Raw genomic sequence first — 22433 nt, 5'->3', positions numbered from 1 at the left:
GGGCCCCATGACTGGGTTACCGCGTCGTCACGTTCTGATCGGTGGATTGACACTCGCGGCGCTCGCCGCTTCACCGCACAAGGCCGCCATGGCCGACCCCAACCGTCCCTTACAGCCGATCGAGGACCGGCTCGGCGAGATGGAGCGTCGGCAGAACGCGTTGATCGGGGTGTTCGCAACCAATCTCGGCACCGGGCGCACCATCGCGCATCGCGCTCAGGACCCGTTCGCGATGTGCTCGACGTTCAAGACCTACGCCGCCGCGCGGGTGCTGCAGAAGGCCGAGCGCGGTGAGCTCGCGCTCACCGATCGCATCACCATCGAGCCGGGCGATATCGTGCCCAACTCGCCGGTGACCGAAGCGCACGTCGGGCAGACGATGACGCTGGCGCAGCTGTGTCAGGCCGCCCTGCAGCGAAGCGACAACGCCGCGGGCAACTGGCTGCTACGGGTGATCGGTGGTCCGTCCGGCGTGACCGACTTCGCCCGCAGCATCGGCGACGAACGGTCCCGACTCGACCGCTGGGAGATCGAGCTGAACGCGGCGGTCCCCGGAGATCCGCGCGACACCACCACACCCGAGGCCGTCGGAAACGGTTACCGGGCGATACTCACAGGCAACGAGCTCGCCGAGCCGCAACGCCGGCAGCTCGAGGACTGGATGCGGGCCAATCAGACATCGAGCGTGCGACCGGTGCTGCCGCCGGGCTGGGCAACGGCCGACAAGACCGGCAGCGGTGACTTCGCGAGCACGAACGACGTCGGTATCGCGTTCGGCCCGGCCGGTGAGCGATTGCTGCTGGCGATCATGACCAGGACCGCGGCAAACGACCCCGACGTCCCGAACGACCGGCAGCTGGTCGGTGAAGTGGCGTCTGTGCTGGTCGCCGGCCTTCTGGCCTGATATTGGACGAAGGCGCCAGCTTTGCCCGGTCACCCCTCGGGACCGGGTCAAGCTGGCTTGTCAGCGGCTGTCCCCCCACGCTCTTCGCCCCCCTGCACCGAGCGCCAGCCGCTGGACTAAACGGTATGGCATGGAGCGCGACGGAGGAATCGGGCGAATCCCTATCTTTTTGCACCGGCACGTTTAAGGGTGCCCGGCAAACACGCTGAGCGTGGGCTCAGAGCAGCATCGACGGATCCGTGTACGGCAGGTCGAGGTCGGCGGCGACCTGTGCGGACAGCAGGGCGCCTTCGTGGGAGGACAGACCCCTCGCGAGCGAGGCATCGGCCCGGCACGCCGCCCGCCAGCCCTGGTCGGCCAGCTCGAGCACGTACGGCATGGTCGCGTTGGTCAGCGCGAAGGTCGAGCTGCGGGGCACCGCGCCGGGCATATTGGCTACGCAGTAGAAGAGCGTGTCGTGCACGGCATACGTCGGGTCGTCGTGCGTGGTCGGATGCGAATCCCCGAAGCACCCGCCCTGGTCGATGGCGATGTCGACCAGCACCGCGCCCGGCCTCATGTGGGCGACAGTCGAATTCGTCACCAATTTCGGCGCTTTGGCGCCCGGCACCAGGACCGCGCCGACGACGAGGTCGGCGTCCTTCACCGCGTCCTCGAGCTCCAGGACCGACGAGTACCGGGTTCCGACGCGCCCGCCGAACTCCGCATCCACGTCGCGCAGCTTGTCGAGGCTGACGTCGAACACGGTGACGTTCGCGCCCATGCCCGCGGCCACCCGCGCGGCATTGCGGCCGGCGGTGCCGCCGCCGATCACGACGACGTCGGCGGGAGCCACGCCCGGCACGCCGCCCATCAGGACGCCGCGGCCACCGTGGCTGCGCATCAAGTGGTAGGCCCCGACCTGGGCCGCCAACCGTCCGGCAACCTCGCTCATCGGGGCCAGCAGCGGAAGGGCGCCGTCGGCGGTCTGGACGGTTTCGTAGGCGATCGACGTCGATCCCGAGGCCAGCAACGCTTCGGTGCACGTCCGCGACGCGGCGAGGTGCAGGTAGGTGAACAGCGTCTGGCCCCGACGCATCCGGTGGTATTCGGCTTCGATCGGCTCCTTGACCTTGAGCAGGAGTTCGGCCTCGGCCCACACCTGGTCGGCGCTGGTGATGAGCTGAGCGCCTGCGCGTTTGAAATCGGCGTCCGAGATTGCCGAACCGTCGCCGGCACCGGCTTCGATGATCACCTCGTGGCCGCAGTGCACCAACTCGGCGACTCCGGCCGGGGTGATCGCGACCCGGTATTCGTTGTTCTTGATCTCGGTCGGGATGCCGACACGCATGATCGCTCCTCTGCTGGTTTCTGCCTCCAGTGTGAAGAAGCTTCATTTGATCAGCAATTACTGCGCTTGAAATTCTGTAGGGTCGGCGTATGAGCGAAACATCTTCATTCTCACGGGTCTCGGGGGGCGTCGGCCCGAAGGATGTTCGCCCGGTTCCCCTCGACGACGTCGACCGCCGGATTCTCACCGCGCTGCACCGTGACGCGCGAATCTCGAACAACGCACTGGCCGAGGCGGTCGGGATTGCGCCGTCGACATGCCACGGCCGGGTCCGCCGACTGCAGGAGTCGGGGGTGATACGCGGTTTCTACACCGACATCGATCCAGCCGCGATCGGTCTGCCGCTACAGGCGATGATCTCGGTGAGCCTGCAGTCCAGCGCTCGCGGGCGGATCCACAGCTTCATCCAGCAGATCCGGCGCAGGCCGCAGGTGATGGACGTGTATTTCCTCGCGGGTGCCGACGACTTCATCCTCCACGTCGCCGCACGTGACACCGACGACCTACGGTCGTTCGTGGTGGAGAACCTCAACGCCGACGCCGACGTGGCCGGTACGCAGACGTCGCTGATCTTCGAACACCTGCGAGGGGCGTCGCCGCTCTAGCGGCCGGAAGCATTGCCGCTCAGGGCATTTGGGTGTAACGCGCCGCGTCGGCGGCGTACTGCGGCGGCACGCACACCTCGTAGCGCCGGGCTTCGAGTGTCTCGACGCTGGAGAAGTCCCGCTCGCCTCTGGTCGCCACATGCGCGACGAACCCGAACACCGCGCCCCAGAACGCGCCGATCGCCAGCGCGATTAGCATGGTCACGATCCACACCGGACCCACCGTGAAAATCGCGAACAGCAGCCCGATGAACAACCCGAACCAGGCGCCGCTCGCTGCGCCGGCGAACGCCGCCCGCCCCTTGGTCATACGTCCGGTGACGCGTTCGACCGTGCGCAGATCGTCGCCGATGATGCGCACGTGCTCGACGGGGAAGCCGCCGTCGGACATGCGGTCCACCAGCCGTTGCGCGTCGGGATAGTTGTCGAACGTCGCGATGACCTGGCGTGCGGGCCGCTGATCGCCCACCTGATGCTCGGGCCGTCCACTCATATCCGTCACTTCGAACTCCATCTGCTGTCGTTCCGGTGTCGTCATGCATGGTTACCCGCTTTCAGGGAGTGCCGCCACCGAATGCGCCGATCCGGTCGCGTCGATCAAGCTGGGCCCCGGGTGGATAAGGTGACGCCATGCGAGTCGGAGTGCTGGGGGCAAAGGGCAAGGTCGGCGCGACGATGGTGGAGGCCGTGCAAGCCGCCGAAGACCTGACCTTCACCGCGGGTGTCGACGCGGGCGACCCATTGAGCCTGCTGACCGACGGCCAGACCGAGGTCGTCATCGACTTCACCCACCCCGACGTCGTGATGGACAACCTCGAGTTCCTCATCGGCAACGGGATACACGCCGTCGTCGGCACCACCGGGTTCACCGACGAGCGGTTGGCCACCGTCCGGGATTGGCTGGGCGCCAAACCGGAGGCAGCGGTCCTGATCGCGCCGAACTTCGCGATCGGCGCGGTGCTGTCCATGCATTTCGCGCAGCAGGCCGCGCGGCACTTCGAATCGGTCGAAGTCATCGAGCTGCATCATCCGCACAAGGCCGACGCCCCGTCCGGCACCGCGGCGCGCACCGCGCGACTCATCGCCGAGGCGCGAAAAGACATGCCGCCCAACCCCGATGCCACGAGCACCGGTCTTGACGGTGCGCGGGGTGCTGACGTCGACGGGGTTCCGGTGCATTCGGTGCGCCTGGCGGGGCTGGTCGCTCATCAGGAGGTGCTGTTCGGCACGCAGGGGGAGACGCTGACCATCCGGCACGACAGCCTGGACCGGACCTCCTTTGTGCCCGGAGTCCTGCTCGCGGTGCGGCGGGTGGCCGAACGGCCGGGGCTCACCGTGGGTATCGAGCCGCTCCTCGACCTCTGATGGCCGAAGGCGGGCGCGTCCTGCGCATCCAACTGCTGATCGGCTTCATGTGTGTGGCACTGGTCGTGTACTTCGTGCTGCTCGGCCGCCTGGCGATGGCATTCGTCACGACCGGGGAGCCCGCCGCAGTCGGGTTGGGGCTGGCGCTGATGGTGCTTCCGCTGATCGGGTTGTGGGCCATGCTCAGCACGCTGCGCGCCGGCCTGGCCCATCAGCGGCTCGCGCGGATCTGCCACGACGAGGGGATGGAACTCGACGTCAGCGCGCTGCCGCGGATGCCGTCCGGGCGAATCCAGCGCGACGCCGCAGACGCGTTGTTCGTCACCGTGCGTGCGGAACTGGACAACGACCCGCAGAACTGGCGACGGTGGTATCGCCTGGCGCGTGCCTACGACTACGCCGGTGACCGCAGCCGGGCGCGCGAAGCGATGAAGAGGGCTGTCGAGATGGAGGAGCGGGACCGATGAGTAAGACTCTGTTGGTCGTGCACCACACCCCGTCGCCGGGAACCCGCGAATTGCTCGAGGCCGTCCTCGCCGGCGCCGGGGACCCCGACATCGAGGGCGTCGAGACCGTGGTTCGTCCCGCGCTGGCCGCCACCCTGCCCGACATGCTCGACGCGGACGGCTACCTGTTCGGGACCACGGCCAACTTCGGGTACATGAGCGGCGCGCTCAAGCACTTCTTCGACACCGTCTACTACCCGAGCCTCGATCACGTCGGCGGCCGGCCGTACGGCGTGTGGGTGCACGGCAACAACGACACCGTCGGCGCGGTCAACGCGGTGGACAAGCTCGCGACCGGGCTCGCCCTGACCAAGGCCGCCGATGCGCTCGAGGTCGTCGGCGGTGTCGACGCGGGCGTGCGGGAACGCGCCTACGAACTCGGTGGCACACTGGCCGCGACGCTGATGGAGGACTAGCCATGCCGGGAATCGCCGAACTCGCCTTGGGCGCCGCGCCCCTCGCCGGCGGGGCATTGCTCGGGATCGCCGCGGGCAACCTCCGCGGACCTGACTTCCGCGGAATGATCGCCAAAGACATGGACCTGCTCGAGCGCATACCCGACGACCAACCCGAACTCAAGGCGCGGCTGAAAGCCAGCATCGACCATCGCATCGAAGACATGATCAGCGCCGCTGAGCGCAGCCGCGACCTGCGGCTGGCGGCGATGTCCTATCGCGGCAACTGGCGAGACATCGTGGTGTTTCTCTGCGCGATCCTGTTCACCATCGTCTGGTGGAACGTCGACCACGACCGGACGAACTGGCTGCTGATGTTCATCGTGATGATCCTCGCGACAATTGTCGCCGGGATCTACGCCGCACGCGGTCTGCTGCGGTCGCTGCAGATGGTGCTGCGCGGACGTCGTAGACCTCAGTAGTGGTAGGTGTCCGACGGAGCCGGGATGTGCGCCGGATCGTCGACGTCGTCGAACTCCGAGACCTCGATGCCGTACGCGCGGGCCAGATCGAGGATCTTGTTCGCCCTGGCGATACGGGGCAGATCGGACCCGTTGCGGATCTCACCGCCGTCGCGTTCGAACTCGACGAAAAACTCTTTGGCCCAGGCGATTTCCTCGGGCGACGGGGAAAGCCCCTCGTTGACCGTGGTGCACTGCTCGGGTGTCAGGCAGATCTTGCCCGTCATACCGAATTCGACCGACACCGCAGTGGCCTCGCTGAGCTTGAGCGCACTCGAACCGACCGTCGGGCCGTCGATCGCGCTCGGGAGGTGGGCGGCCTTGGCCGCGATCGTGAACCGCGACCGCGCGTAAGCAAGGGTGGTCGGACTCTCGCCGAAGCCGGTGTCGCGCCGGAAGTCGCCGATGCCGAAGGCCAGCCGGAACGTGCCCTTGGCCGCGGCGATCGCAGTGATGCGTTCGAGCCCCCGGGCCGTCTCGACCAGCGCGACGATCGGCACCCCCGGTAGCCGATTGGCCGTTTCGGTGACGTGGTCGACGGATTCGACCATCGCCAGCATCACCCCACCGACCGACGTTCTCGCGAGCGCCTCGAGGTCATCGGCCCACCACGGCGTTCCGAAGCCGTTGACGCGCACCCAGTCGGTGTTGCCCTCGGTCAGCCAGCGGATGACGTTGTCGCGGGCGACGGTCTTGTCCTTCGGCGCGACCGCGTCCTCGATGTCCAGCACGACGATGTCGGCTCGGGACCGCACGGCAGGGGCGAACCGGTCGTACTGTGCGCCGTTCACCAGCAGCCAACTGCGGGCCAGCACCGGGTCGATACGCGAGCCGACGTCCTCGTGGTCCGCGTGAGCGCCGTGATCCTGAACGTCCATCGGATTATCGTCGCGTATCGCCCCGGAAGGCTGTGATCGGACCCGGTGGAATGCGCCTCAATTGGGCAGAGCGGATTCGAACAGCTCCTGCAGAGCGATCCAGTGCCGTTGGGCGGCCTCTTCGTCGTACGGGGCGTTGTCAGGCACCGCGAAGCCGTGGCCGGCTGGATAGAACTCCACCGTATGGGCGACGTTCGCTGCGGTCAGAGCCTTGTCGAGGGTCTCGGCGTGCGCGTTCGTGAAGCCCTGGTCCTTCTTTGCGCCTGCGACATAGACGGTGGCCTTCATCCGGTCGGCGAGCAGGTGCGGGCTGGTGGGTTCGTCGGTGACCAGGCCACTGGCGTGGAACGATCCCGCCGCCGCGACCCGGTCGGGTACACGACCGGCCACGATGACCGAGGTCCGCCCGCCCATGCAGTAGCCGCAGACGCCGAATGCGTCGCCCTTGACCTCCGGCCGTGACTGCAGGAAGTCGAAGAACGCCGCGGCGTCGGAGGCCATCATGTCCGGGGTGATCGAGGAGATCATTCCGAACAGGCGTTTGCGCTGCTTCGGGTCGGTGAACGCGGTTTGCATGTCGAACGGCTCCCAGTCGCCGTGGCGGTAGTACACGTCGGGGAGCAGCACGGCGTGGCCGAAGCCTGCCAGCCGCGCGGCCATCTCCTGAAAGGTGTCGCGGACCCCGCCGGCGTCGACGTACATCACGACACCGGTCCACGGTCCAGGGCCGTTCGGGGTGTGCAGGGTCACGGGGCAGGTGCCGTCAGGAGTCGTGACGGTCGCGGAGATGCTCGGCATGGCCTCCGTTCTACTCGCCGGGTCTGGAAGTAAGCTGACCGACGTGCCGATCGCCACCCCGTACGAGGATCTTCTGCGGCTGGTGATGGAGCGCGGGACCCCCAAGTCGGACCGCACCGGTACCGGCACCCGCAGCGTGTTCGGCCACCAGATGCGCTACGACCTCGCGGCCGGCTTTCCGCTCATCACCACCAAAAAGGTGCACACCAAGTCGATCGTCTACGAGCTGCTGTGGTTCCTGCGCGGCGACTCGAACGTGCGCTGGCTACAGGAGCGCGGTGTCACCATCTGGGACGAATGGGCTTCTCCGACAGGGGATCTGGGCCCCGTGTACGGGGTGCAGTGGCGATCGTGGCCGACGCCGTCGGGCGAGCACATCGACCAGATCAGCGCCGCGCTGGAGTTGCTGAAGTCCGATCCCGACTCGCGCCGCAACATCGTCTCGGCCTGGAACGTCGGGGAGATCCCGCAGATGGCGTTGCCGCCGTGCCACGCGTTCTTCCAGTTCTACGTCGCCGACGGCAAACTGTCGTGCCAGCTGTATCAGCGCAGCGCCGACCTGTTCCTCGGGGTGCCGTTCAACATCGCCAGCTACGCGCTGCTGACCCACATGATGGCCGCGCAGGCCGGGCTCGAGGTCGGGGAGTTCATCTGGACGGGCGGCGACTGCCATATCTACGACAATCACGTCGAGCAGGTGCAGTTGCAGCTCAGCCGCGATCCCCGGCCGTACCCCGAACTCGTTCTGGCGCCGCGCGATTCGATCTTCGACTACACCTACGAAGACGTGGCCATCCTCAATTACGACCCGCATCCGGCGATCAAGGCCCCGGTTGCGGTCTAACGTCGGGCTCATCTGGGCACAATCGAGTTCTGGTGTCATCGGCCGCGGCGGCGGTATCCCGTGGCGCCTGCCCGAGGACCAGGCCCGATTCAAGGAACTGACGATGGGCCACACGGTCGTGATGGGCAGGTTGACGTGGGAGTCGCTGCCCGCCAAGGTCCGTCCGTTGCCCGGGCGTCGCAACGTGGTGCTCACCCACCGGCGCGACTATGCGGCCGAGGGGGCAGACGTGGTGGCGTCGCTGGACGAGGCGTTGACCGATGACCCGGTCTGGGTGATCGGCGGCGCGCAGATCTACCTGGCTGCCCTGCAGGTCGCCACCCGCTGCGAGGTGACCGAGGTCGAGATCGAGCTGCCGCGTCAGGACTCCGACGTGATGGCCCCGGTGCTCGACGAGTCCTGGCTAGGTGCGGCGGGGGATTGGCTGACCAGCACCTCGGGATTGCGCTACCGGTTCTACAGCTACCGGCGGCGCTGACGCACTGTCGGTGGCGTCCGGCACGATGAAGACGTGCCGACCAGACTCACGGCCGATCAGGCCCGCCGTGTCGCCGTCGCCGCGCAGGGCTTCGCCGAGCCGCGTCCGCGGGGCCCCGTCACGCGTGCACACCTGCGCAGGCTGATCTCTCGGATACAGGTCCTGCAGCTGGACTCGGTGTCGGTGTCGGTGCGCGCGCACTACGCGCCGGTGTTCAGCCGGCTCGGCCCGTACGACCGCGATGTGCTCGATCGGGCGGCGTGGAGTCATTCGGCGCGCGCTCCTCGGATATTGGTCGAGTACTGGGCGCACGAAGCAGCGCTGATGGCCGTCGACGATTGGCCGCTGATGCGGTGGCGGATGCGCGAGTACACGCACGGCCGGTGGGGCAAGGAGATCGTCAAGAAGAACGCCAAGCTGGTTGACGACGTGGTGAGCGCCGTGACGGAGTTGGGCCCGTCGACCGCAGGCGAGATCGAGGCGTATCTGGGCGCCGAACAACGCGGCCGGAAGGGTCCGTGGTGGGACCGCAGCGACACGAAGTGGGTGACCGAGGCGTTGTTTGCCTCGGGGGTGCTGACGACGGCCACTCGGGTCGGATTCGCCCGGCACTACGACCTGTCGGAGCGGGTGCTGCCGCCGGAGGTGTTCGCTCGTGAGGTCGATGAGGCGGATGCCGTCAGGGAGTTGGTGCTGAGGGCGTCGGGCGCTCTCGGGGTGGGCACCGAGCAGGACATCCGCGACTATTTCCGGTTGTCGCCGGCGCAGGTGAAGCCTGCGATCGCGAAACTGGTCGCCGACGGCGAGCTGGAACCGGTGGAGGTCGACGGTTGGAAGGGACCGGCGTATCTGCGGGCGGGACAGATCATTCCGCGACGCGACCGCGGAACGGCGCTGCTGTGCCCCTTCGACCCGCTGATCTTCTTCCGGCCGCGGGTGGAGCGCTTGTTCGGCGGCTTCAGGTACCGCATCGAGATCTACACCCCGGCGCCGAAGCGGCAGTACGGCTACTACGTATGGCCGTTTCTGCTCGACGGTGAACTGGTCGGAAGGGTGGACTTGAAGGCCGATCGGGCCGCGGGCGTCCTGCACGTTGTGGGTGCGTTCGCGGAGGAGGGCGCAGAGCGGTCGCGGGTAGCTCCGGTGTTGGCGGACGAATTGCGGACGATGGCGTCGTGGCTCGGGTTGTCAGTCGTCACGGTCGGCGCGAACGGGGACCTGGTCGACGACTTGCGCCGAGAGTCGGGTTGACACAACCCGACACCCGGCCGGAAACGACGCTCAGACGCAGTCCGCGCAGATCGTGCGGTCGCCGGATTGCAGTGCCAGCCGGCTGTGGTGCTGCACCAGGAAGCAACTCGAGCAGGTGAACTCGTCGGCCTGCTTCGGGATCACCCGGACCGTGAGCTCCTCACCGGACAGGTCCATATCGGGCAGGATGATCGGGTCGACCGCGTCACCGTCATCGACGTCGAGAACAGCGATGTCAGCCTGACCGCGTCGGGCGGCGATCGCCTCGAGTGACTCATCGACCGCTTCGTCGGTTTCCTTCACACGGGGTGCGTCGTAATCGGTGGCCATTGGTCACCCTCCCTCTCTAGATCGGCGTTTGGGTAACACCGATTGAGAACGGATTTGTTCCCGGCCCGCGCGCGGTCGAAACCTGGATTCTTCGCTTGGTTCGCCGCCGATGTGCGATCTGATCCGGTGCGACCGGCGAGTCGCGGATGAAACCGCACATCCGGTGATCGGCTCGGCGCAATCTCGGCGCTCACGGGAATCGCCGACGGCCCGCGTTAGGGTGAGCCGTGGCCGAGACCTCGCCGCTGCGCGTCCAGCTGATCGCCAAGACGGAGTTCACCGCGCCGCCGGAAGTGCCATGGGAAACCGACGCCGACGGCGGACCCGCGCTCGTCGAGTTCGCCGGCCGCGCGTGCTATCAGAGCTGGTCGAAGCCTAATCCGCGCACCGCCACCAACGCGGCCTACATTCGGCACATCATCGACGTCGGGCATTTCTCGGTGCTCGAGCACGCCTCGGTGTCGTTCTACATCACCGGCATCTCGCGGTCGTGCACACACGAGCTGATCCGTCACCGCCACTTCTCGTATTCGCAGCTCTCGCAGCGGTACGTTCCCGAGCACGACGCGCAGGTGGTGGTGCCGCCGAGTATCGAGGACGACCCCGAGTTGACCGAGATGTTCGCCGCCGCCGCCGACGCCAGCCGCACCGCCTACACCGAGCTGCTCGAACGCCTCGAAGCCAAGTTCAGGGGCGGCGAGCCCGGGGAGCAACTCGGTGTGCTGCGACGCAAGCAGGCGCGACAGGCCGCCCGTGCGGTGCTGCCCAACGCCACCGAGACCCGCATCGTCGTGACCGGCAACTACCGCGCGTGGCGGCATTTCATCGCGATGCGGGCCAGCGAGCACGCCGACGTCGAGATTCGTCGGCTGGCCATCGAGTGCCTGCGCCACCTGGTCGACGTCGCACCCCAGGTGTTCAGCGACTTCGAGATCTCCACGCTGTCCGACGGCACGGAGGTCGCCACATCCCCTCTGGCCACGGAAGCGTGACCATCACGAGTAATCTGAGCCCCGTGAGCACCAGCGGAATCGATGTGAGGGCCCGGTTGGGCACCGTGCTGACCGCGATGGTGACTCCGTTCAAGCCCGACGGCATGCTCGACACCCAAGCCGCGGCCCAGCTGGCGACACGACTCGTCGACGCCGGCTGTGACGGCCTGGTGCTGTCCGGGACCACCGGCGAGTCGCCTACCACGACCGATGCAGAGAAGATCGCACTGCTGCGGGCGGTACTCGACGCCGTGGGTGACCGGGCACGCATCATCGCCGGTGCGGGCACCTATGACACCGCGCACAGCGTGCATCTGGCCAAAGCGTGTGCGGCCGAGGGCGCACACGGGCTCCTGGTGGTGACGCCGTACTACTCGCGCCCGCCGCAGGCTGGGTTGCTGGCCCACTTCACCGCGGTGGCCGATGCGACGCCGCTTCCGGTGGTGCTCTACGACATCCCGCCGCGGTCGGTGGTGCCGATCCAGTGGGAGACGCTGCGCATGCTCGCGGAGCACCCCAACATCGTGGCCGTCAAGGACGCCAAGGGCGATCTGCACGGTGGCGGGCAGATCATCGCCGAGACCGGGCTGGCGTACTACTCCGGGGATGACGCGCTCAACCTGCCCTGGTTGGCCATGGGCGCCGTCGGATTCGTCAGCGTCTGGGGCCACCTCGCCGCCAGCCAGCTGCGAGATATGTTCTCGGCCTTCCAATCCGGCGATATCGCGACGGCCCGCAAGATCAACGTCACGCTGGGCCCGCTGGTCGACGCGCAGGCCCGGCTCGGTGGCGTGACGCTGTCGAAGGCCGGGCTGCGACTTCAGGGCTTCGACGCTGGTGACCCCAGGCTGCCGCAAGTACCGGCCACCCCTGCACAACTTGACGCGCTGGCCGCAGATATGCGGGCGGCCGCGGTGCTGCGGTAGTGAACGAAGAACTGAACCCACCGGGGCCACTGGCCCCAGGCGGACTTCGGGTCACTGCGCTGGGCGGGATCAGCGAAATCGGCCGCAACATGACCATATTCGAGCATCTGGGCCGGTTGCTGATCGTGGACTGCGGGGTCTTGTTCCCCACCCACGACGAGCCCGGCGTCGACCTGATCCTTCCCGACCTGCGCCTGATCGAGAACCGCCTCGACGAGGTGGAGGCGCTGGTACTGACCCACGCGCACGAGGACCACATCGGCGCGATCCCGTTCCTGCTCAAGCTTCGCCGCGACATCCCGGTGGTCGGTTCGAAGTTCACGCTCGCCTTGGTGGCCGAGAAGTGCCGCGAACACCGGATCAAACCCGTGTTCGTCGAAGTCGACGAGGGCCAGAGTTCCAGACACGGCGTGTTCGAGTGCGAATACTTCGGGGTCAACCACTCGATACCCGGCTGCCTGGCCATCGCGATCCACACCGGCGCCGGCACGGTGCTGCATACCGGCGACATCAAGCTCGATCAGTCTCCGCCCGACGGGAAACCCACCGACCTGCCCGGTATGTCGCGGCTCGGCGATGCCGGGGTGGACCTGTTCCTGTGCGATTCGACCAATGCCGAGATTCCCGGTGTGGGGCCGTCGGAGAGCGAGATCGGCCCGAACATGCACCGGCTGATCCGCAGCGCGCAGGGCCGCGTCATCGTGGCCTGCTTCGCCTCCAATGTCGGTCGCGTGCAGCAAATCATCGACGCGTCGGTGGCGCTGGGCCGCAAGGTGGCCTTCGTCGGGCGGTCGATGGTCCGCAATATGGGAATCGCTAAGGAACTCGGATACCTCACGCTGGAAAACGATGACGACATCATCGACATCGGCGCCGCGGAGATGATGGCACCTGAACGCGTCGTGCTCGTCACCACCGGAACGCAGGGGGAGCCGATGGCGGCGCTGTCGCGGATGTCGCGCGGTGAGCATCGCAGCATCACCTTGACTGCGGGCGACCTCATCATCATGTCGTCGTCGCAGATACCGGGCAACGAGGAAGCGATCTTCGGGGTGCTGGACGCGCTGGCGAAGATCGGCGCGCGTGTCGTCACGAATGCGCAAGTGCGGGTGCATGTTACCGGGCACGCCTACGCCGGTGAACTGCTGTTTCTCTACAACGGCGTGCGCCCGCGCAACGTGATGCCCGTGCACGGCACCTGGCGGATGTTGCGTGCCAACGCCGGTTTGGCCGCCCGCACAGGGGTTCCCGAGGACAACATCGTGCTGGCCGAGAACGGCGTGAGCGTCGACCTGGTAGCCGGACGGGCGTCGATCGCGGGCGCGGTGCCCACAGGCAAAATGTTCGTCGACGGGCTGGTCACCGGCGATGTGGGGGACGCCGTGGTCGGTCAACGGCTCACGCTCTCTTCGGGGTTCATCGGCATCACCGTCGTCGTCCAGCGCGGCACCGGTAAGCCCGCGGCGGCGCCGCACCTGCACTCCCGCGGCTTCTCCGAGGACCCGAAGGCTCTCGAGCCTGCCACCCGCAAAGTCGAAGAGGCACTCGAAGCGCTTGTGGCCGAACGGGTCACCGATATCAACCGCATCGCCCAGGCGTCGCGGCGCGCCGTCGGCAAATGGGTGGGGGAGGTCTATCGGCGCCAACCGATGATCGTGCCGACCGTCATCGAGGTATGACTCTTAGGTTTGGCTAGGTCACGTCGCGGTGCCGGTCGCCGGTATGTCCAGCCTCACCAGGCTTCGCGGGACCCAGTTGTGGGGCTGCCCGCCTCTGAGCGAATTATTCGCTACTGACGAATATTTCGCTCGTAGCTGGGCAGTCCGAGAGGGATCGCCGACACAAAGCGACGGCTGCGATTGCCGAGTGCCGAGCCACATGGAAACCGTTCGACCGCGACGACGCCGGCGAAGCATCGACCGAGGGGCCGGTACATCTCGCCGCACCGAGGTGCGGCACTTCTTCCGGGCAAGAGCTCAGCGCTTGTTGACCGACCCCGCGTCGACGGGAAGCGCGACACCGGTGACGTAACGCGCCGCGTCGGAGACCAGCCACGCCACCGCGTTGGCGATGTCTTCGGGTTGCAACACCTGCACCGGAAGTGCGTTGCCCATGTCCTGCGGGCTCTTCTCCGCGATGCTGCCCAGCCACTGCCGCGTCGCTTCGTTGTTGATCATCGGGGTGTCCACGCCGGCAGGATGCACCGAGTTGACCCGGATACTGTGCGGTGCAAGCAGATTGGCATACAGCCGCATCAACCCGACGATGCCGTGTTTGGCGGCGACGTAGCCAATGGCGCCTGGATCGTCGCTGCCCATTCCGACCAGGCCCACGACCGAACTGGTGAGCACGATCGAGCCGCCCTCGCCGGTGGCGATCAGCGCAGCCTTGGAGACCTCGACCGTGTGATGGACGCCGGTGAGGTTCACGTCGATCACATCGCGCCACCCGTCGGCGCCCGACTGCATCGGCGCGATACCGGCGTTGGCGACGACGATGTCGAGACGGCCGAACTCGTCGACACCGGCCTGCAACGCCGACGCCAGCGCATCCTGGTCGCGAACGTCAGCCTGCCGCGCCACTATTCGCGCGCCCGTGTCCTCGACGAGCTTCACGGTCTCGGCCAGATCGTCGGCCGTCGCCAACGGGTAAGGCACCGAGGCGATCTGGTCGCAGAGGTCGACGGCGATGATGTCGGCGCCGTCGGAGGCCAACTTCACCGCCTCCGCGCGGCCCTGCCCGCGCGCCGCACCCGTGATGAACGCGACTTTGCCTGCGAGCCCGGGCATCAGGACCGCAGCGCGCCCTTGCTCGGGTCGCCGGCGACAACCGGCTGCAGCATCTTGATGTCCGGCGCCCCGTCGAGGTGCTCGCCCACCGCACCGAACAGCTCAGCGATGGCCGGAGCGGTGCTGTGCGTCTTGAGGGCATCCTCGTCGGCCCACTGCTCGACGAACACGAAGGTGCCGTTGGCCTCGTGCAGCGCGTAGAGCTCGCAACCGGGCTCCTGGTGCACCGCCTCGATGGCCTTCTTGCACGCGTCCCGTACGGTGTCAACGGATTCGGGTTTGGCGGTCATGGTGGCGACGACTACGACAGGCATTTGCGGCTTGACTCCTCGGTGAGTGCTGCTGGACGAGTGAAAAGCCTACTCACCGACACCCGCGACGCTCAGACCACGTCGACCCAGATCGTGAAGGCCGCCGTGAGGATCGCGATGACGACGAGACCGACGGCGTCCGGTGCTCCGATCCGCGTGGCCTCGGTGCGATGTATGCGCAATTCGCGCGCGAGAAGGAACAACGGGAACGTCACGCTGACCGCGATGAGGAACGAGGCGACGACGTAGATCCAGACGAATCGGATGCCGTGTTTGCGCGCCTCGAACACCATGAAGATCACCGCGGCGAGCAGGAACAGGGCGATGTCGGCGGTGATGGATCGCGACGCCGGGTTGACCTTGGTTTCTTCCCAGAACACGCGGAGGAAGTCCGCCCCGCGGTCGAGGTAGGCCAGGTTCTGGCTCCAGGTGGCGATCAGCGCGACGACCGCGATGCTGCCGTATGCAGCGCACAGCACTTTGGTCGTGGTCGGCAGGCCCGCCGACGTGTTGGTTTCGGTCATTTCCGCACGGTAAGTCGCAAAAGCGGGTCAATCGATACGAATCTGTTACCCGTGTGGCAGATGGTGATTCTGGGGCTGAAGCGACTAGGCTTACAGGCATGCCTAGTAAGACCGCCGCGCGCTCGGGAAGTCGTTCGACCAGGTCGAAACAGAGTGTGCGCTCCGGTGGCCGGGCCGCGCCGCGCCGCAAGCCGGCGCCGCGCAAGACCACGTCACCGCGCCGGACGTCGTCACCCATTTCGTCGGCCGGTGCCGCGGTGGGCCGCGGTGTGCGGGCGGGTTGGCTGATGGTGGCCAAAGGCGCGGGCACCACCGCGCGTTCGGTCGGTCGGGCCCGCGACCTGGAAGCCGGTCATCGGCGTGACGGCATCGCCCTGGCGCTGCTGGGCCTGGCGGTGATCATCGCGGCGAGTTCGTGGTTCGGCGCCGCCGGTCCGGTGGGGGACTGGCTCGACACGTTCTGGCGGACGCTGATCGGCGCGGCCGTCGTACTCGTTCCCATCGCCCTGGCCGCAGTCGGTGTGACGCTGATGCGCACTGAACCGGATCCGGACGCCAGGCCGAGGCTGATCCTAGGTTCGGTGATGATCGCGCTACCCGCGCTCGGGCTGTGGCATCTGTGGGCCGGTTCGCCGCAGGATCCGGCGGCACGTCGACATGCCTCGGGCTTCTTCGGGTTCGCGATCGGCGGTCCGCTCTCCGAGGGGTTAACTGCCTGGATCGCCGCCCCGCTGTTGTTCATCGGTGTGTTGTTCGGGGTATTGCTGGTGACCGGCACGACGATTCGCGAAGTGCCCTCGACCGTGCGCTCCATGTTCTCCGCCCGCGGTTACGACGAATACGACTACGACGAGTACGACGACGAGGACACCGCCGTCATATCCGAGTCCGACGATTTCTCCGACGGCTACTACGACGATTCATTCCCACCCGGCGACCCGAACGCCTACGACGCCGAACAGGCTTGGCCGACCGGCACGCCGATGGAGAACTATCCGCTCTCCGACGAAGCGCCGACGATTCCCGAACCGACCGCCAAGACGCGTAAGAAGAAGCAAAAGCAGTCGACGATGACGCTGGACCGCGTGGTCGACGGACCGTACGCGCTACCGTCGCTCGAACTTCTGATCGCCGGCGATCCTCCGAAACGGCGGAGCGCGGGCAATGATCGGATGATCGAGGCGATCACCGAGGTGCTCGACCAGTTCAAGGTCAACGCATCGGTCACCGGATGCACTCGCGGCCCGACCGTCACCCGGTACGAGGTCGAACTCGGTCCGGGCGTCAAGGTCGAGAAGATCACTGCGCTGCAACGCAATATCGCCTATGCGGTCGCGACCGAGAGTGTCCGGATGCTGGCGCCGATCCCGGGCAAGAGTGCGGTCGGTATCGAGGTTCCCAACGTGGACCGCGAGATGGTCCGCCTGGCTGACGTGCTCACCGATCCAAGTACCCGGGGTGACCACCACCCGCTCGTCATCGGTTTGGGCAAAGACATTGAGGGCGAGTACATCTCGGCGAACCTCGCCAAGATGCCGCATCTGCTGGTCGCCGGCTCGACCGGTTCCGGTAAGTCGAGCTTCGTGAACTCGATGCTGGTGTCGCTGCTGGTGCGGGCCACGCCGGAAGAGGTCAGGATGATCCTGATCGACCCGAAGATGGTGGAACTGACCCCCTACGAGGGCATCCCGCACCTCATTACGCCGATCATCACCCAACCGAAGAAGGCCGCCGCCGCGCTGGCGTGGCTGGTGGAGGAGATGGAGCAGCGCTATCAGGACATGCAGGCCTCACGCGTGCGCCATATCGACGACTTCAACAAGAAGGTGTGCTCCGGCGAGATCACCACGCCGCTCGGCAGTCAGCGTGAGTACAAGCCCTACCCTTACATCGTCGCGATCGTCGACGAGTTGGCCGACCTCATGATGACCGCCCCGCGCGATGTCGAGGATGCGATCGTGCGCATCACCCAGAAGGCTCGCGCGGCAGGCATTCACCTGGTGCTGGCCACGCAGCGGCCGTCGGTGGACGTCGTCACCGGCCTGATCAAGACCAACGTGCCGTCACGGTTGGCGTTCGCCACGTCGTCGTTGACCGACAGCCGCGTCATCCTCGACCAGCAGGGCGCCGAGAAGCTGATCGGCATGGGCGACGGACTGTTCCTGCCGATGGGGGCCAACAAGCCGATCCGTCTGCAGGGCGCGTTCATCACCGACGACGAGATCCACGCCGTCGTGGAAGCGACCAAGTCGCAGGCCGAACCGGAGTACACCGAGGGCGTCACCAACGCCAAGACCAACAGCGAGCGCACCGACGTCGACCCCGACATCGGCGACGACATGGACGTCTTCCTGCAGGCGGTCGAGTTGGTGGTGTCGAGCCAGTTCGGGTCGACGTCGATGTTGCAGCGCAAACTGCGCGTCGGCTTCGCCAAGGCGGGCCGGTTGATGGATCTGATGGAGACCCGCAACATCGTCGGGCCGAGCGAGGGTTCCAAGGCCCGTGAGGTTCTCGTCAAACCCGACGAACTGGCCGCGACGCTGGCGTCGATCCGCGGCGCCGACACCCCAGAAGACGACGAGTGATTTGTGCACCGCTAGGAGCGCTCAGCGCACCAAAGTGTGCACAAATCGCTAAAGGGTCAACAGCATTCGGGTGTTGCCGAGGATGTTCGGCTTGACGTAGGACAGGTCGAGGAACTCGGCGACACCGGTGTCGTACGAGCGGCACATCTCTTCGAAGACCTCGGCGGTGACGGGTGTGCCGTCGATCTCGCGAAACCCGTGCCTGCTGAAGAACTCGACTTCGAAGGTGAGCACGAAGATCCGCTCGAGGCGCAACTCACGCGCGACGTCGAGCAGTTTGTCGACGATCGCGTGCCCGACGCCTTGGCCCCTGACCTTGGGATGCACGGCGACGGTGCGCACCTCTCCGAGGTCGGACCACAACACGTGTAGCGCGCCGCAGCCGAGCAGCTCGCCGCCCAGTTCGGCGACCCAGAACTCCTGAACGGCCTCATAGAGCGTCACCAGATTCTTCTCCAGCAGGATCTTGCCGGAGTAGATGTCGACCAAGGTTTTGATGGCGGGGACATCCGAAGTTCGCGCACGCCGCACGACGACCTCGCCGGATTCTGCGCTCACAGGTGGAGAGTATCGGTTCGAGCAACCGATATTCTGTTGCGGTGTCGGGCCAACCCCATACTGATCCGCTGGTCCCGCGCGCCCGTGTAGCGAACATCGCGAATGTGCTCACCGGCGTGCGGATGGCGTTGGTTCCGGTTTTCCTGGTGGTGCTGTTCGTCGGCGACGGGCATGAAACATTCTGGCGGATAGCCGCATTCGTCGTGTTCACCGTCGCGGTGATCACCGACCGGTTCGACGGGGCGCTCGCGCGCAACTACGGCATGGTGACCGAGTTCGGCACACTGGCCGACCCCATCGCGGACAAAGCCCTCATCGGCGCTGCACTGATCGGGCTTTCGCTACTGGGTGACCTGCCCTGGTGGATCACGGTGGTGATCCTGACCCGGGAGATCGGCATCACGGTATTGCGGTTCGCGGTGTTGCGTCACGGCGTGATCCCGGCCAGCCGCGGCGGCAAGCTCAAGACCCTCGTACAAGGGGTGGCGATCGGGCTGTTCGTGCTGCCGTTGTCGGGTGCGTGGCTGGCCGCGGCGTGGGTGGTCATGTGCGCGGCGGTCATCCTGACGGTCGTCACAGGGGTCGATTACGTGGTGACGGCCATCAAGGACTCCCGTGGACGACCCGCTGGTCAGTGACGACGCCCGCGCGCTTGTCGCCGACCTCACCGTGCGCGGGCAGACGATCGCGACCGCCGAATCGCTGACCGGGGGCCTGCTGGCGGCCACACTGGCCGGCGTGCCGGGGGCGAGCGCGGTGCTACGCGGCGGCCACGGTATTCCTCGGCATCGCCGGGCCGATCAAGACCGACGTCGTCGAGTTGCGGCTGGACGGATCGCGCTGGGAGATCCGCCTCGCCGCGGTCGGGGAGGCCGTCGTGCACCTGCGGTCGGCCCTCACTCGACAGTGATCTGCGCCATCCGGGAACCAACAGGCCCACGCTCAGCGTTGCCCTATTGGATCCCCAGATACTGACTCCGAAGGGAGAGCACGATGACGGCATTGCTGCGCGAGGTGATCGGCGACGTGCTGCGTCGTGCCCGCGTCGACCAGGGACGCACCCTGCGCGAAGTGTCCGACACCGCCCGGGTCAGTCTGGGCTACCTCTCGGAGGTTGAACGCGGCCGCAAGGAAGCTTCGAGCGAATTGCTCAGCGCGATCTGCGGCGCCCTCGACGTTCCGCTGTCTCAGGTGCTCTTCGACGCCGGCCAGGAGATGGAGCGTGAGGAGAGCGCCGCCTTCGCCGGTGCCGCCAACATCGACGCCACCACCAAGGTGGTCATCCCGCAGGTCGTGTCGATGGCGGTCGCCTGACGCGCTGAGCCGACCACGACCGACTGTGGTGATACGCGCTGACCCGATAGATTGGGCAGCACGGGAAGCCGGGCCGGCGAGTCCGACACAACGACACGAAGGCGGAGTGAACTGACATGGCCAATCCGTTCGTCAAGGCGTGGAAGTACCTCATGGCGCTGTTCAGCTCCAAGGTGGACGAATACGCCGACCCGAAAGTGCAGATTCAGCAGGCCATCGAGGAAGCCCAGCGCCAGCACCAGGCCCTGACCCAGCAGGCCGCCCAGGTGATCGGCAACCAGCGCCAGCTGGAGATGCGTCTGAACCGCCAGCTCGCCGACATCGAGAAGTTGCAGGTCAACGTGCGGCAGGCGTTGACGCTGGCCGATCAGGCCGTCGCCAACGGCGACGCCGCCAAGGCTACCGAGTACAACAACGCCGCCGAAGCGTTCGCCGCGCAGTTGGTCACCGCCGAGCAGAGCGTCGAGGATCTCAAGACCCTGCACGACCAGGCGCTCAACGCGGCCGGCCAGGCCAAGAAGGCCGTCGAGCAGAACGCGATGATGTTGCAGCAGAAAATCGCCGAACGCACCAAGCTGCTGTCCCAGCTCGAGCAGGCCAAGATGCAGGAGCAGGTCAGCTCGTCGCTGCGCTCGATGAGCGAGTTGGCCGCCCCGGGCACCACGCCCAGCCTCGACGAGGTGCGCCAGAAGATCGAGCGCCGGTATGCCAACGCCATGGGCGAGGCCGAGTTGGCGCAGAACTCGGTGCAGGGCCGGATGCTGGAGGTCCAGCAGGCCAGCGTGCAGATGGCCGGGCATTCCCGGCTGGAGCAGATCCGCGCCTCGATGCGCGGTGAGCAGTTGCCCGCGGGCGGCAACGCCGCTCCGCAACCCGCGCCCCCGGCGACCAATCCGCAGCAGGCGACACCGGAAAATCCGCTGTCTCAATAGTTCGTGAGGACACCAGTGAGTTCGCAGAGGAGTCGACCCGAGCCGTTGCGCTCGCTGGTGCAACGGGGTGTCCAGAACGGCATCGACACGGCCGCCGAGTGGTCCGATGTCCTGGCCGACAAGCTGAACGCCGCCGCCGACCCGCGCGCCAAGCTGCTCCGCAAGCGGCGCTGGGCGCTACGGCTCACCGTGTTCTTCACGATTTCCTGTGTGTTCTGGATCGGCGTGACCGGCGTCGTGGCGGCGTGGGATGTTCCCGCATGGGCGCTGTTCATCCCGTCGCCGATCGCCGTCGGCGCTGCTTTCTTGGCCACGTTGACGTTCTTGCGGTACCGCTGGCTGCGCCGCGAGCCGCTGCCGCCTCCGCGGTCCCGCGCCACCCGCAGGCTTCCACCGTGGGGATCGGCAGCCCGCCAGCCGATGGCGGCGTTGGCCACCTCCGAGCGTGGATTCTTCTCCCTGCTCGGGGTCCTGGAGCGGGGGCGGATGCTGCCGTCGGACGAACTCCGCGAGCTGGCCGCCGCGGCGAACCAGACCGCGACGACCATGGCAGCCACCGCGAACGAAGTGATGTCGATGGAGCGGGCGGTCCGCGCGACGCCGCAGTCGCGCGCCCACCTGGTGCCCACCATCCAGGCGTTCACGGCGCAACTCGATCACGGGGCACGGCAGTATGGCGAAATGGTCAACGCCGCAGCGCAACTGGTGTCGGCGGCGAACGCCGGCCCGACGTCGACCTCACCGATGTGGCAACAGCGTTACCGCGACGAGCTGTCCAACGCCACCGACCGGCTCGTGGGGTGGGCGCAGGCGTTCAACGAGCTCGGCCACGTTCGCGGGGCGTAGCCGTAGTCACATCGTGGGGCGCAGCGCTGGGAACACCGCCGCGACCAGACCGCGCACCGTCGCCTTGAGGAAGTCCAGAGTGTCGAAGTAGTCGCGCCACAACGTGATTCGACCGGCGTGCACCTCGAACGTTCCGCACACCCAGAACTGCAGGCGCACCGGTCCGAACACCAGCGCGTCGGTGCGTTCGGTGAGCACGGAGCTGCCGTCGGCGGCGATGCGGTGGATTTTCACCTCGAAGCCGAAGCGGCCCTGACCGCGACGCATCAGGCCGATGATGCGCTGACGGCCGCGGATCGTGGGGTAGCCGACGTTGTGCCATTCGACGTGATCGGCGAGCAGGCCGTCGGCGGTGTCGAAATCCTCGTCCTGCAGGGCGTAGAGGAACGTTTCCACCGCCCGGATGTTGTCGACGTCGGTTTTCAGTTCAGAAGCCTGGTCGGTCATGGGC

27 protein-coding genes and 1 pseudogene are annotated in these 22433 nt (G+C 66.9%); 18 read left to right on the top strand and 10 right to left on the bottom strand.

Features of this window, described 5'->3' with window-relative positions; translation table 11 throughout:
- Positions 1–7: 7 nt before the first annotated feature.
- Positions 8–904, top strand: a complete 897-nt coding sequence (gene bla / locus CEX88_RS01480) for a class A beta-lactamase (RefSeq protein ID WP_094292133.1) — start codon at positions 8–10, stop codon at positions 902–904.
- Between the two features lie 217 nt (positions 905–1121).
- Here bla and ald read toward each other — a convergent pair whose 3' ends face one another.
- Positions 1122–2234, bottom strand: a complete 1113-nt coding sequence (gene ald, locus CEX88_RS01475; protein WP_094292132.1) for an alanine dehydrogenase — start codon at positions 2232–2234, stop codon at positions 1122–1124.
- An 89-nt stretch (positions 2235–2323) separates the two neighbouring features.
- Between ald and aldR the strand changes: the two genes are divergently transcribed.
- Entirely contained in the window at positions 2324–2839 is a 516-nt protein-coding gene (gene aldR, locus CEX88_RS01470; protein ID WP_066841484.1) for an HTH-type transcriptional regulator AldR, read from the top strand.
- A gap of 19 nt (positions 2840–2858) precedes the next feature.
- Here the strand turns inward: aldR and CEX88_RS01465 are convergent, their stop codons facing one another.
- Positions 2859–3377: a YflT domain-containing protein gene (locus CEX88_RS01465; protein ID WP_238381914.1), complete on the bottom strand. Its 519-nt coding sequence runs from the start codon at positions 3375–3377 to the stop codon at positions 2859–2861.
- 92 nt (positions 3378–3469) lie between these two features.
- On the opposite strand from CEX88_RS01465, the gene dapB reads away from it, so the two are divergent.
- The 4 genes from dapB to CEX88_RS01445 are packed head-to-tail and all read left to right on the top strand — an operon-like array spanning position 3470 to position 5587.
- On the top strand, positions 3470–4204 hold the full coding sequence (dapB, locus tag CEX88_RS01460) for a 4-hydroxy-tetrahydrodipicolinate reductase (protein ID WP_066841483.1): 735 nt from the start codon (positions 3470–3472) through the stop codon (positions 4202–4204).
- Positions 4204–4671, top strand: coding sequence for a hypothetical protein (locus CEX88_RS01455; RefSeq protein WP_066841482.1), 468 nt, complete (start codon positions 4204–4206; stop codon positions 4669–4671). The genes dapB and CEX88_RS01455 overlap by 1 nt, the downstream gene beginning before the upstream one ends.
- Positions 4668–5126 carry a flavodoxin family protein gene (locus tag CEX88_RS01450; protein ID WP_066841481.1) on the top strand — a complete coding sequence of 153 codons (459 nt, stop codon included), beginning with the start codon at positions 4668–4670 and terminating at the stop codon, positions 5124–5126. The genes CEX88_RS01455 and CEX88_RS01450 overlap by 4 nt, the downstream gene beginning before the upstream one ends.
- A gap of 2 nt (positions 5127–5128) precedes the next feature.
- Complete coding sequence (locus CEX88_RS01445) at positions 5129–5587, top strand: hypothetical protein (RefSeq protein WP_094292131.1); 459 nt, start codon at positions 5129–5131, stop codon at positions 5585–5587.
- Here the strand turns inward: CEX88_RS01445 and CEX88_RS01440 are convergent.
- Entirely contained in the window at positions 5581–6504 is a 924-nt protein-coding gene (locus tag CEX88_RS01440) for an HpcH/HpaI aldolase/citrate lyase family protein (protein ID WP_094292130.1), read from the bottom strand. The genes CEX88_RS01445 and CEX88_RS01440 overlap by 7 nt on opposite strands.
- Positions 6505–6561: 57 nt before the next feature.
- Positions 6562–7302, bottom strand: coding sequence for a dienelactone hydrolase family protein (locus tag CEX88_RS01435; protein WP_094292129.1), 741 nt, complete (start codon positions 7300–7302; stop codon positions 6562–6564).
- Positions 7303–7345: 43 nt separating this feature from the next.
- Here CEX88_RS01435 and CEX88_RS01430 point away from each other — a divergent pair, with 43 nt between their 5' ends.
- The 3 genes from CEX88_RS01430 to CEX88_RS01420 are packed head-to-tail and all read left to right on the top strand — an operon-like array spanning position 7346 to position 9875.
- The gene (locus tag CEX88_RS01430) at positions 7346–8146 is read left to right on the top strand and encodes a thymidylate synthase (protein WP_094292288.1); all 801 of its coding nucleotides are present in this window, start codon (positions 7346–7348) and stop codon (positions 8144–8146) included.
- Entirely contained in the window at positions 8136–8624 is a 489-nt protein-coding gene (locus CEX88_RS01425; RefSeq protein WP_094292128.1) for a dihydrofolate reductase, read from the top strand. Before CEX88_RS01430 ends, CEX88_RS01425 begins: the two co-directional genes overlap by 11 nt.
- Before the next feature lie 33 nt (positions 8625–8657).
- A complete protein-coding gene (locus CEX88_RS01420; protein ID WP_066841476.1) occupies positions 8658–9875 on the top strand; it encodes a winged helix-turn-helix domain-containing protein in 1218 nt (405 codons plus the stop codon).
- A gap of 30 nt (positions 9876–9905) precedes the next feature.
- On the opposite strand, the gene CEX88_RS01415 is transcribed toward CEX88_RS01420, so the two are convergent.
- Positions 9906–10205, bottom strand: coding sequence for a DUF4193 domain-containing protein (locus CEX88_RS01415; protein WP_066841475.1), 300 nt, complete (start codon positions 10203–10205; stop codon positions 9906–9908).
- A gap of 227 nt (positions 10206–10432) precedes the next feature.
- Between CEX88_RS01415 and thyX the strand changes: the two genes are divergently transcribed.
- Genes thyX through CEX88_RS01400 form a run of 3 tightly spaced genes read left to right on the top strand, consistent with a single transcriptional unit; the run spans position 10433 to position 13802 of the window.
- The gene (thyX, locus tag CEX88_RS01410; RefSeq protein ID WP_066841474.1) at positions 10433–11197 is read left to right on the top strand and encodes an FAD-dependent thymidylate synthase; all 765 of its coding nucleotides are present in this window, start codon (positions 10433–10435) and stop codon (positions 11195–11197) included.
- 23 nt (positions 11198–11220) lie between these two features.
- Entirely contained in the window at positions 11221–12123 is a 903-nt protein-coding gene (gene dapA, locus CEX88_RS01405) for a 4-hydroxy-tetrahydrodipicolinate synthase (protein WP_066841473.1), read from the top strand.
- On the top strand, positions 12123–13802 hold the full coding sequence (locus CEX88_RS01400; RefSeq protein ID WP_094292127.1) for a ribonuclease J: 1680 nt from the start codon (positions 12123–12125) through the stop codon (positions 13800–13802). Before dapA ends, CEX88_RS01400 begins: the two co-directional genes overlap by 1 nt.
- A 297-nt stretch (positions 13803–14099) precedes the next feature.
- Here CEX88_RS01400 and CEX88_RS01395 read toward each other — a convergent pair whose 3' ends face one another.
- From CEX88_RS01395 to CEX88_RS01385, 3 genes are all read right to left on the bottom strand, one after another.
- Positions 14100–14912 carry a mycofactocin-coupled SDR family oxidoreductase gene (locus tag CEX88_RS01395; protein ID WP_094292126.1) on the bottom strand — a complete coding sequence of 271 codons (813 nt, stop codon included), beginning with the start codon at positions 14910–14912 and terminating at the stop codon, positions 14100–14102.
- Positions 14912–15226: a putative quinol monooxygenase gene (locus tag CEX88_RS01390; protein ID WP_094292125.1), complete on the bottom strand. Its 315-nt coding sequence runs from the start codon at positions 15224–15226 to the stop codon at positions 14912–14914. The genes CEX88_RS01395 and CEX88_RS01390 overlap by 1 nt, the downstream gene beginning before the upstream one ends.
- Positions 15227–15294: 68 nt before the next feature.
- Positions 15295–15747, bottom strand: coding sequence for a DUF2834 domain-containing protein (locus tag CEX88_RS01385; protein ID WP_066841470.1), 453 nt, complete (start codon positions 15745–15747; stop codon positions 15295–15297).
- Between the two features lie 98 nt (positions 15748–15845).
- Between CEX88_RS01385 and CEX88_RS01380 the strand changes: the two genes are divergently transcribed.
- Complete coding sequence (locus tag CEX88_RS01380; RefSeq protein WP_238381913.1) at positions 15846–18332, top strand: FtsK/SpoIIIE family DNA translocase; 2487 nt, start codon at positions 15846–15848, stop codon at positions 18330–18332.
- Positions 18333–18380: 48 nt separating this feature from the next.
- On the opposite strand, the gene CEX88_RS01375 is transcribed toward CEX88_RS01380, so the two are convergent.
- Positions 18381–18890, bottom strand: a complete 510-nt coding sequence (locus CEX88_RS01375; RefSeq protein WP_197696704.1) for an amino-acid N-acetyltransferase — start codon at positions 18888–18890, stop codon at positions 18381–18383.
- A 41-nt stretch (positions 18891–18931) separates the two neighbouring features.
- Here CEX88_RS01375 and pgsA point away from each other — a divergent pair, with 41 nt between their 5' ends.
- The 5 genes and pseudogenes from pgsA to pspM all read left to right on the top strand — a co-directional run bounded on the left by pgsA (position 18932) and on the right by pspM (position 21982).
- Positions 18932–19528 carry a CDP-diacylglycerol--glycerol-3-phosphate 3-phosphatidyltransferase gene (pgsA, locus tag CEX88_RS01370; protein ID WP_064426048.1) on the top strand — a complete coding sequence of 199 codons (597 nt, stop codon included), beginning with the start codon at positions 18932–18934 and terminating at the stop codon, positions 19526–19528.
- Positions 19506–19800 (top strand): annotated as a pseudogene (locus tag CEX88_RS01365) (CinA family protein). The gene pgsA and the pseudogene CEX88_RS01365 overlap by 23 nt, the downstream one beginning before the upstream one ends.
- A gap of 83 nt (positions 19801–19883) precedes the next feature.
- Positions 19884–20204: a transcriptional regulator ClgR gene (gene clgR, locus CEX88_RS01360; protein ID WP_064395243.1), complete on the top strand. Its 321-nt coding sequence runs from the start codon at positions 19884–19886 to the stop codon at positions 20202–20204.
- Positions 20205–20320: 116 nt separating this feature from the next.
- Positions 20321–21136: a phage shock protein PspA gene (pspA, locus tag CEX88_RS01355; RefSeq protein ID WP_094292123.1), complete on the top strand. Its 816-nt coding sequence runs from the start codon at positions 20321–20323 to the stop codon at positions 21134–21136.
- Between the two features lie 15 nt (positions 21137–21151).
- Positions 21152–21982 (top strand): phage shock envelope stress response protein PspM, encoded by an 831-nt coding sequence (pspM, locus tag CEX88_RS01350; RefSeq protein WP_094292122.1) that lies wholly within the window; start codon positions 21152–21154, stop codon positions 21980–21982.
- A 6-nt stretch (positions 21983–21988) separates the two neighbouring features.
- On the opposite strand, the gene CEX88_RS01345 is transcribed toward pspM, so the two are convergent.
- Positions 21989–22429, bottom strand: coding sequence for a limonene-1,2-epoxide hydrolase family protein (locus CEX88_RS01345; protein WP_066809198.1), 441 nt, complete (start codon positions 22427–22429; stop codon positions 21989–21991).
- Positions 22430–22433 lie beyond the last annotated feature (4 nt).

This window comes from Mycobacterium neumannii (assembly GCF_002245615.1).
Lineage (GTDB): Bacteria > Actinomycetota > Actinomycetes > Mycobacteriales > Mycobacteriaceae > Mycobacterium > Mycobacterium neumannii_A.
Note: the sequence above shows the minus strand (reverse complement) of the source record. Positions and strands in the feature narration are given on the sequence as shown.

Bases quoted from the DNA above. Each gene is read 5' to 3' on its own strand.
- CEX88_RS01385 (WP_066841470.1), bottom strand. From the start codon at position 15,747: ATGACCGAAACCAACACGTCGGCGGGCCTGCCGACCACGACCAAAGTG.
- ald (WP_094292132.1), bottom strand. From the start codon at position 2,234: ATGCGTGTCGGCATCCCGACCGAGATCAAGAACAACGAATACCGGGTC.
- CEX88_RS01390 (WP_094292125.1), bottom strand. From the start codon at position 15,226: ATGCCTGTCGTAGTCGTCGCCACCATGACCGCCAAACCCGAATCCGTT.
- CEX88_RS01445 (WP_094292131.1), top strand. From the start codon at position 5,129: ATGCCGGGAATCGCCGAACTCGCCTTGGGCGCCGCGCCCCTCGCCGGC.
- pspA (WP_094292123.1), top strand. From the start codon at position 20,321: ATGGCCAATCCGTTCGTCAAGGCGTGGAAGTACCTCATGGCGCTGTTC.
- CEX88_RS01380 (WP_238381913.1), top strand. From the start codon at position 15,846: ATGCCTAGTAAGACCGCCGCGCGCTCGGGAAGTCGTTCGACCAGGTCG.
- CEX88_RS01450 (WP_066841481.1), top strand. From the start codon at position 4,668: ATGAGTAAGACTCTGTTGGTCGTGCACCACACCCCGTCGCCGGGAACC.
- CEX88_RS01440 (WP_094292130.1), bottom strand. From the start codon at position 6,504: ATGGACGTTCAGGATCACGGCGCTCACGCGGACCACGAGGACGTCGGC.
- CEX88_RS01455 (WP_066841482.1), top strand. From the start codon at position 4,204: ATGGCCGAAGGCGGGCGCGTCCTGCGCATCCAACTGCTGATCGGCTTC.
- clgR (WP_064395243.1), top strand. From the start codon at position 19,884: ATGACGGCATTGCTGCGCGAGGTGATCGGCGACGTGCTGCGTCGTGCC.
- CEX88_RS01395 (WP_094292126.1), bottom strand. From the start codon at position 14,912: ATGCCCGGGCTCGCAGGCAAAGTCGCGTTCATCACGGGTGCGGCGCGC.
- CEX88_RS01435 (WP_094292129.1), bottom strand. From the start codon at position 7,302: ATGCCGAGCATCTCCGCGACCGTCACGACTCCTGACGGCACCTGCCCC.
- bla (WP_094292133.1), top strand. From the start codon at position 8: ATGACTGGGTTACCGCGTCGTCACGTTCTGATCGGTGGATTGACACTC.
- CEX88_RS01415 (WP_066841475.1), bottom strand. From the start codon at position 10,205: ATGGCCACCGATTACGACGCACCCCGTGTGAAGGAAACCGACGAAGCG.
- CEX88_RS01465 (WP_238381914.1), bottom strand. From the start codon at position 3,377: ATGACGACACCGGAACGACAGCAGATGGAGTTCGAAGTGACGGATATG.
- dapB (WP_066841483.1), top strand. From the start codon at position 3,470: ATGCGAGTCGGAGTGCTGGGGGCAAAGGGCAAGGTCGGCGCGACGATG.
- aldR (WP_066841484.1), top strand. From the start codon at position 2,324: ATGAGCGAAACATCTTCATTCTCACGGGTCTCGGGGGGCGTCGGCCCG.
- CEX88_RS01345 (WP_066809198.1), bottom strand. From the start codon at position 22,429: ATGACCGACCAGGCTTCTGAACTGAAAACCGACGTCGACAACATCCGG.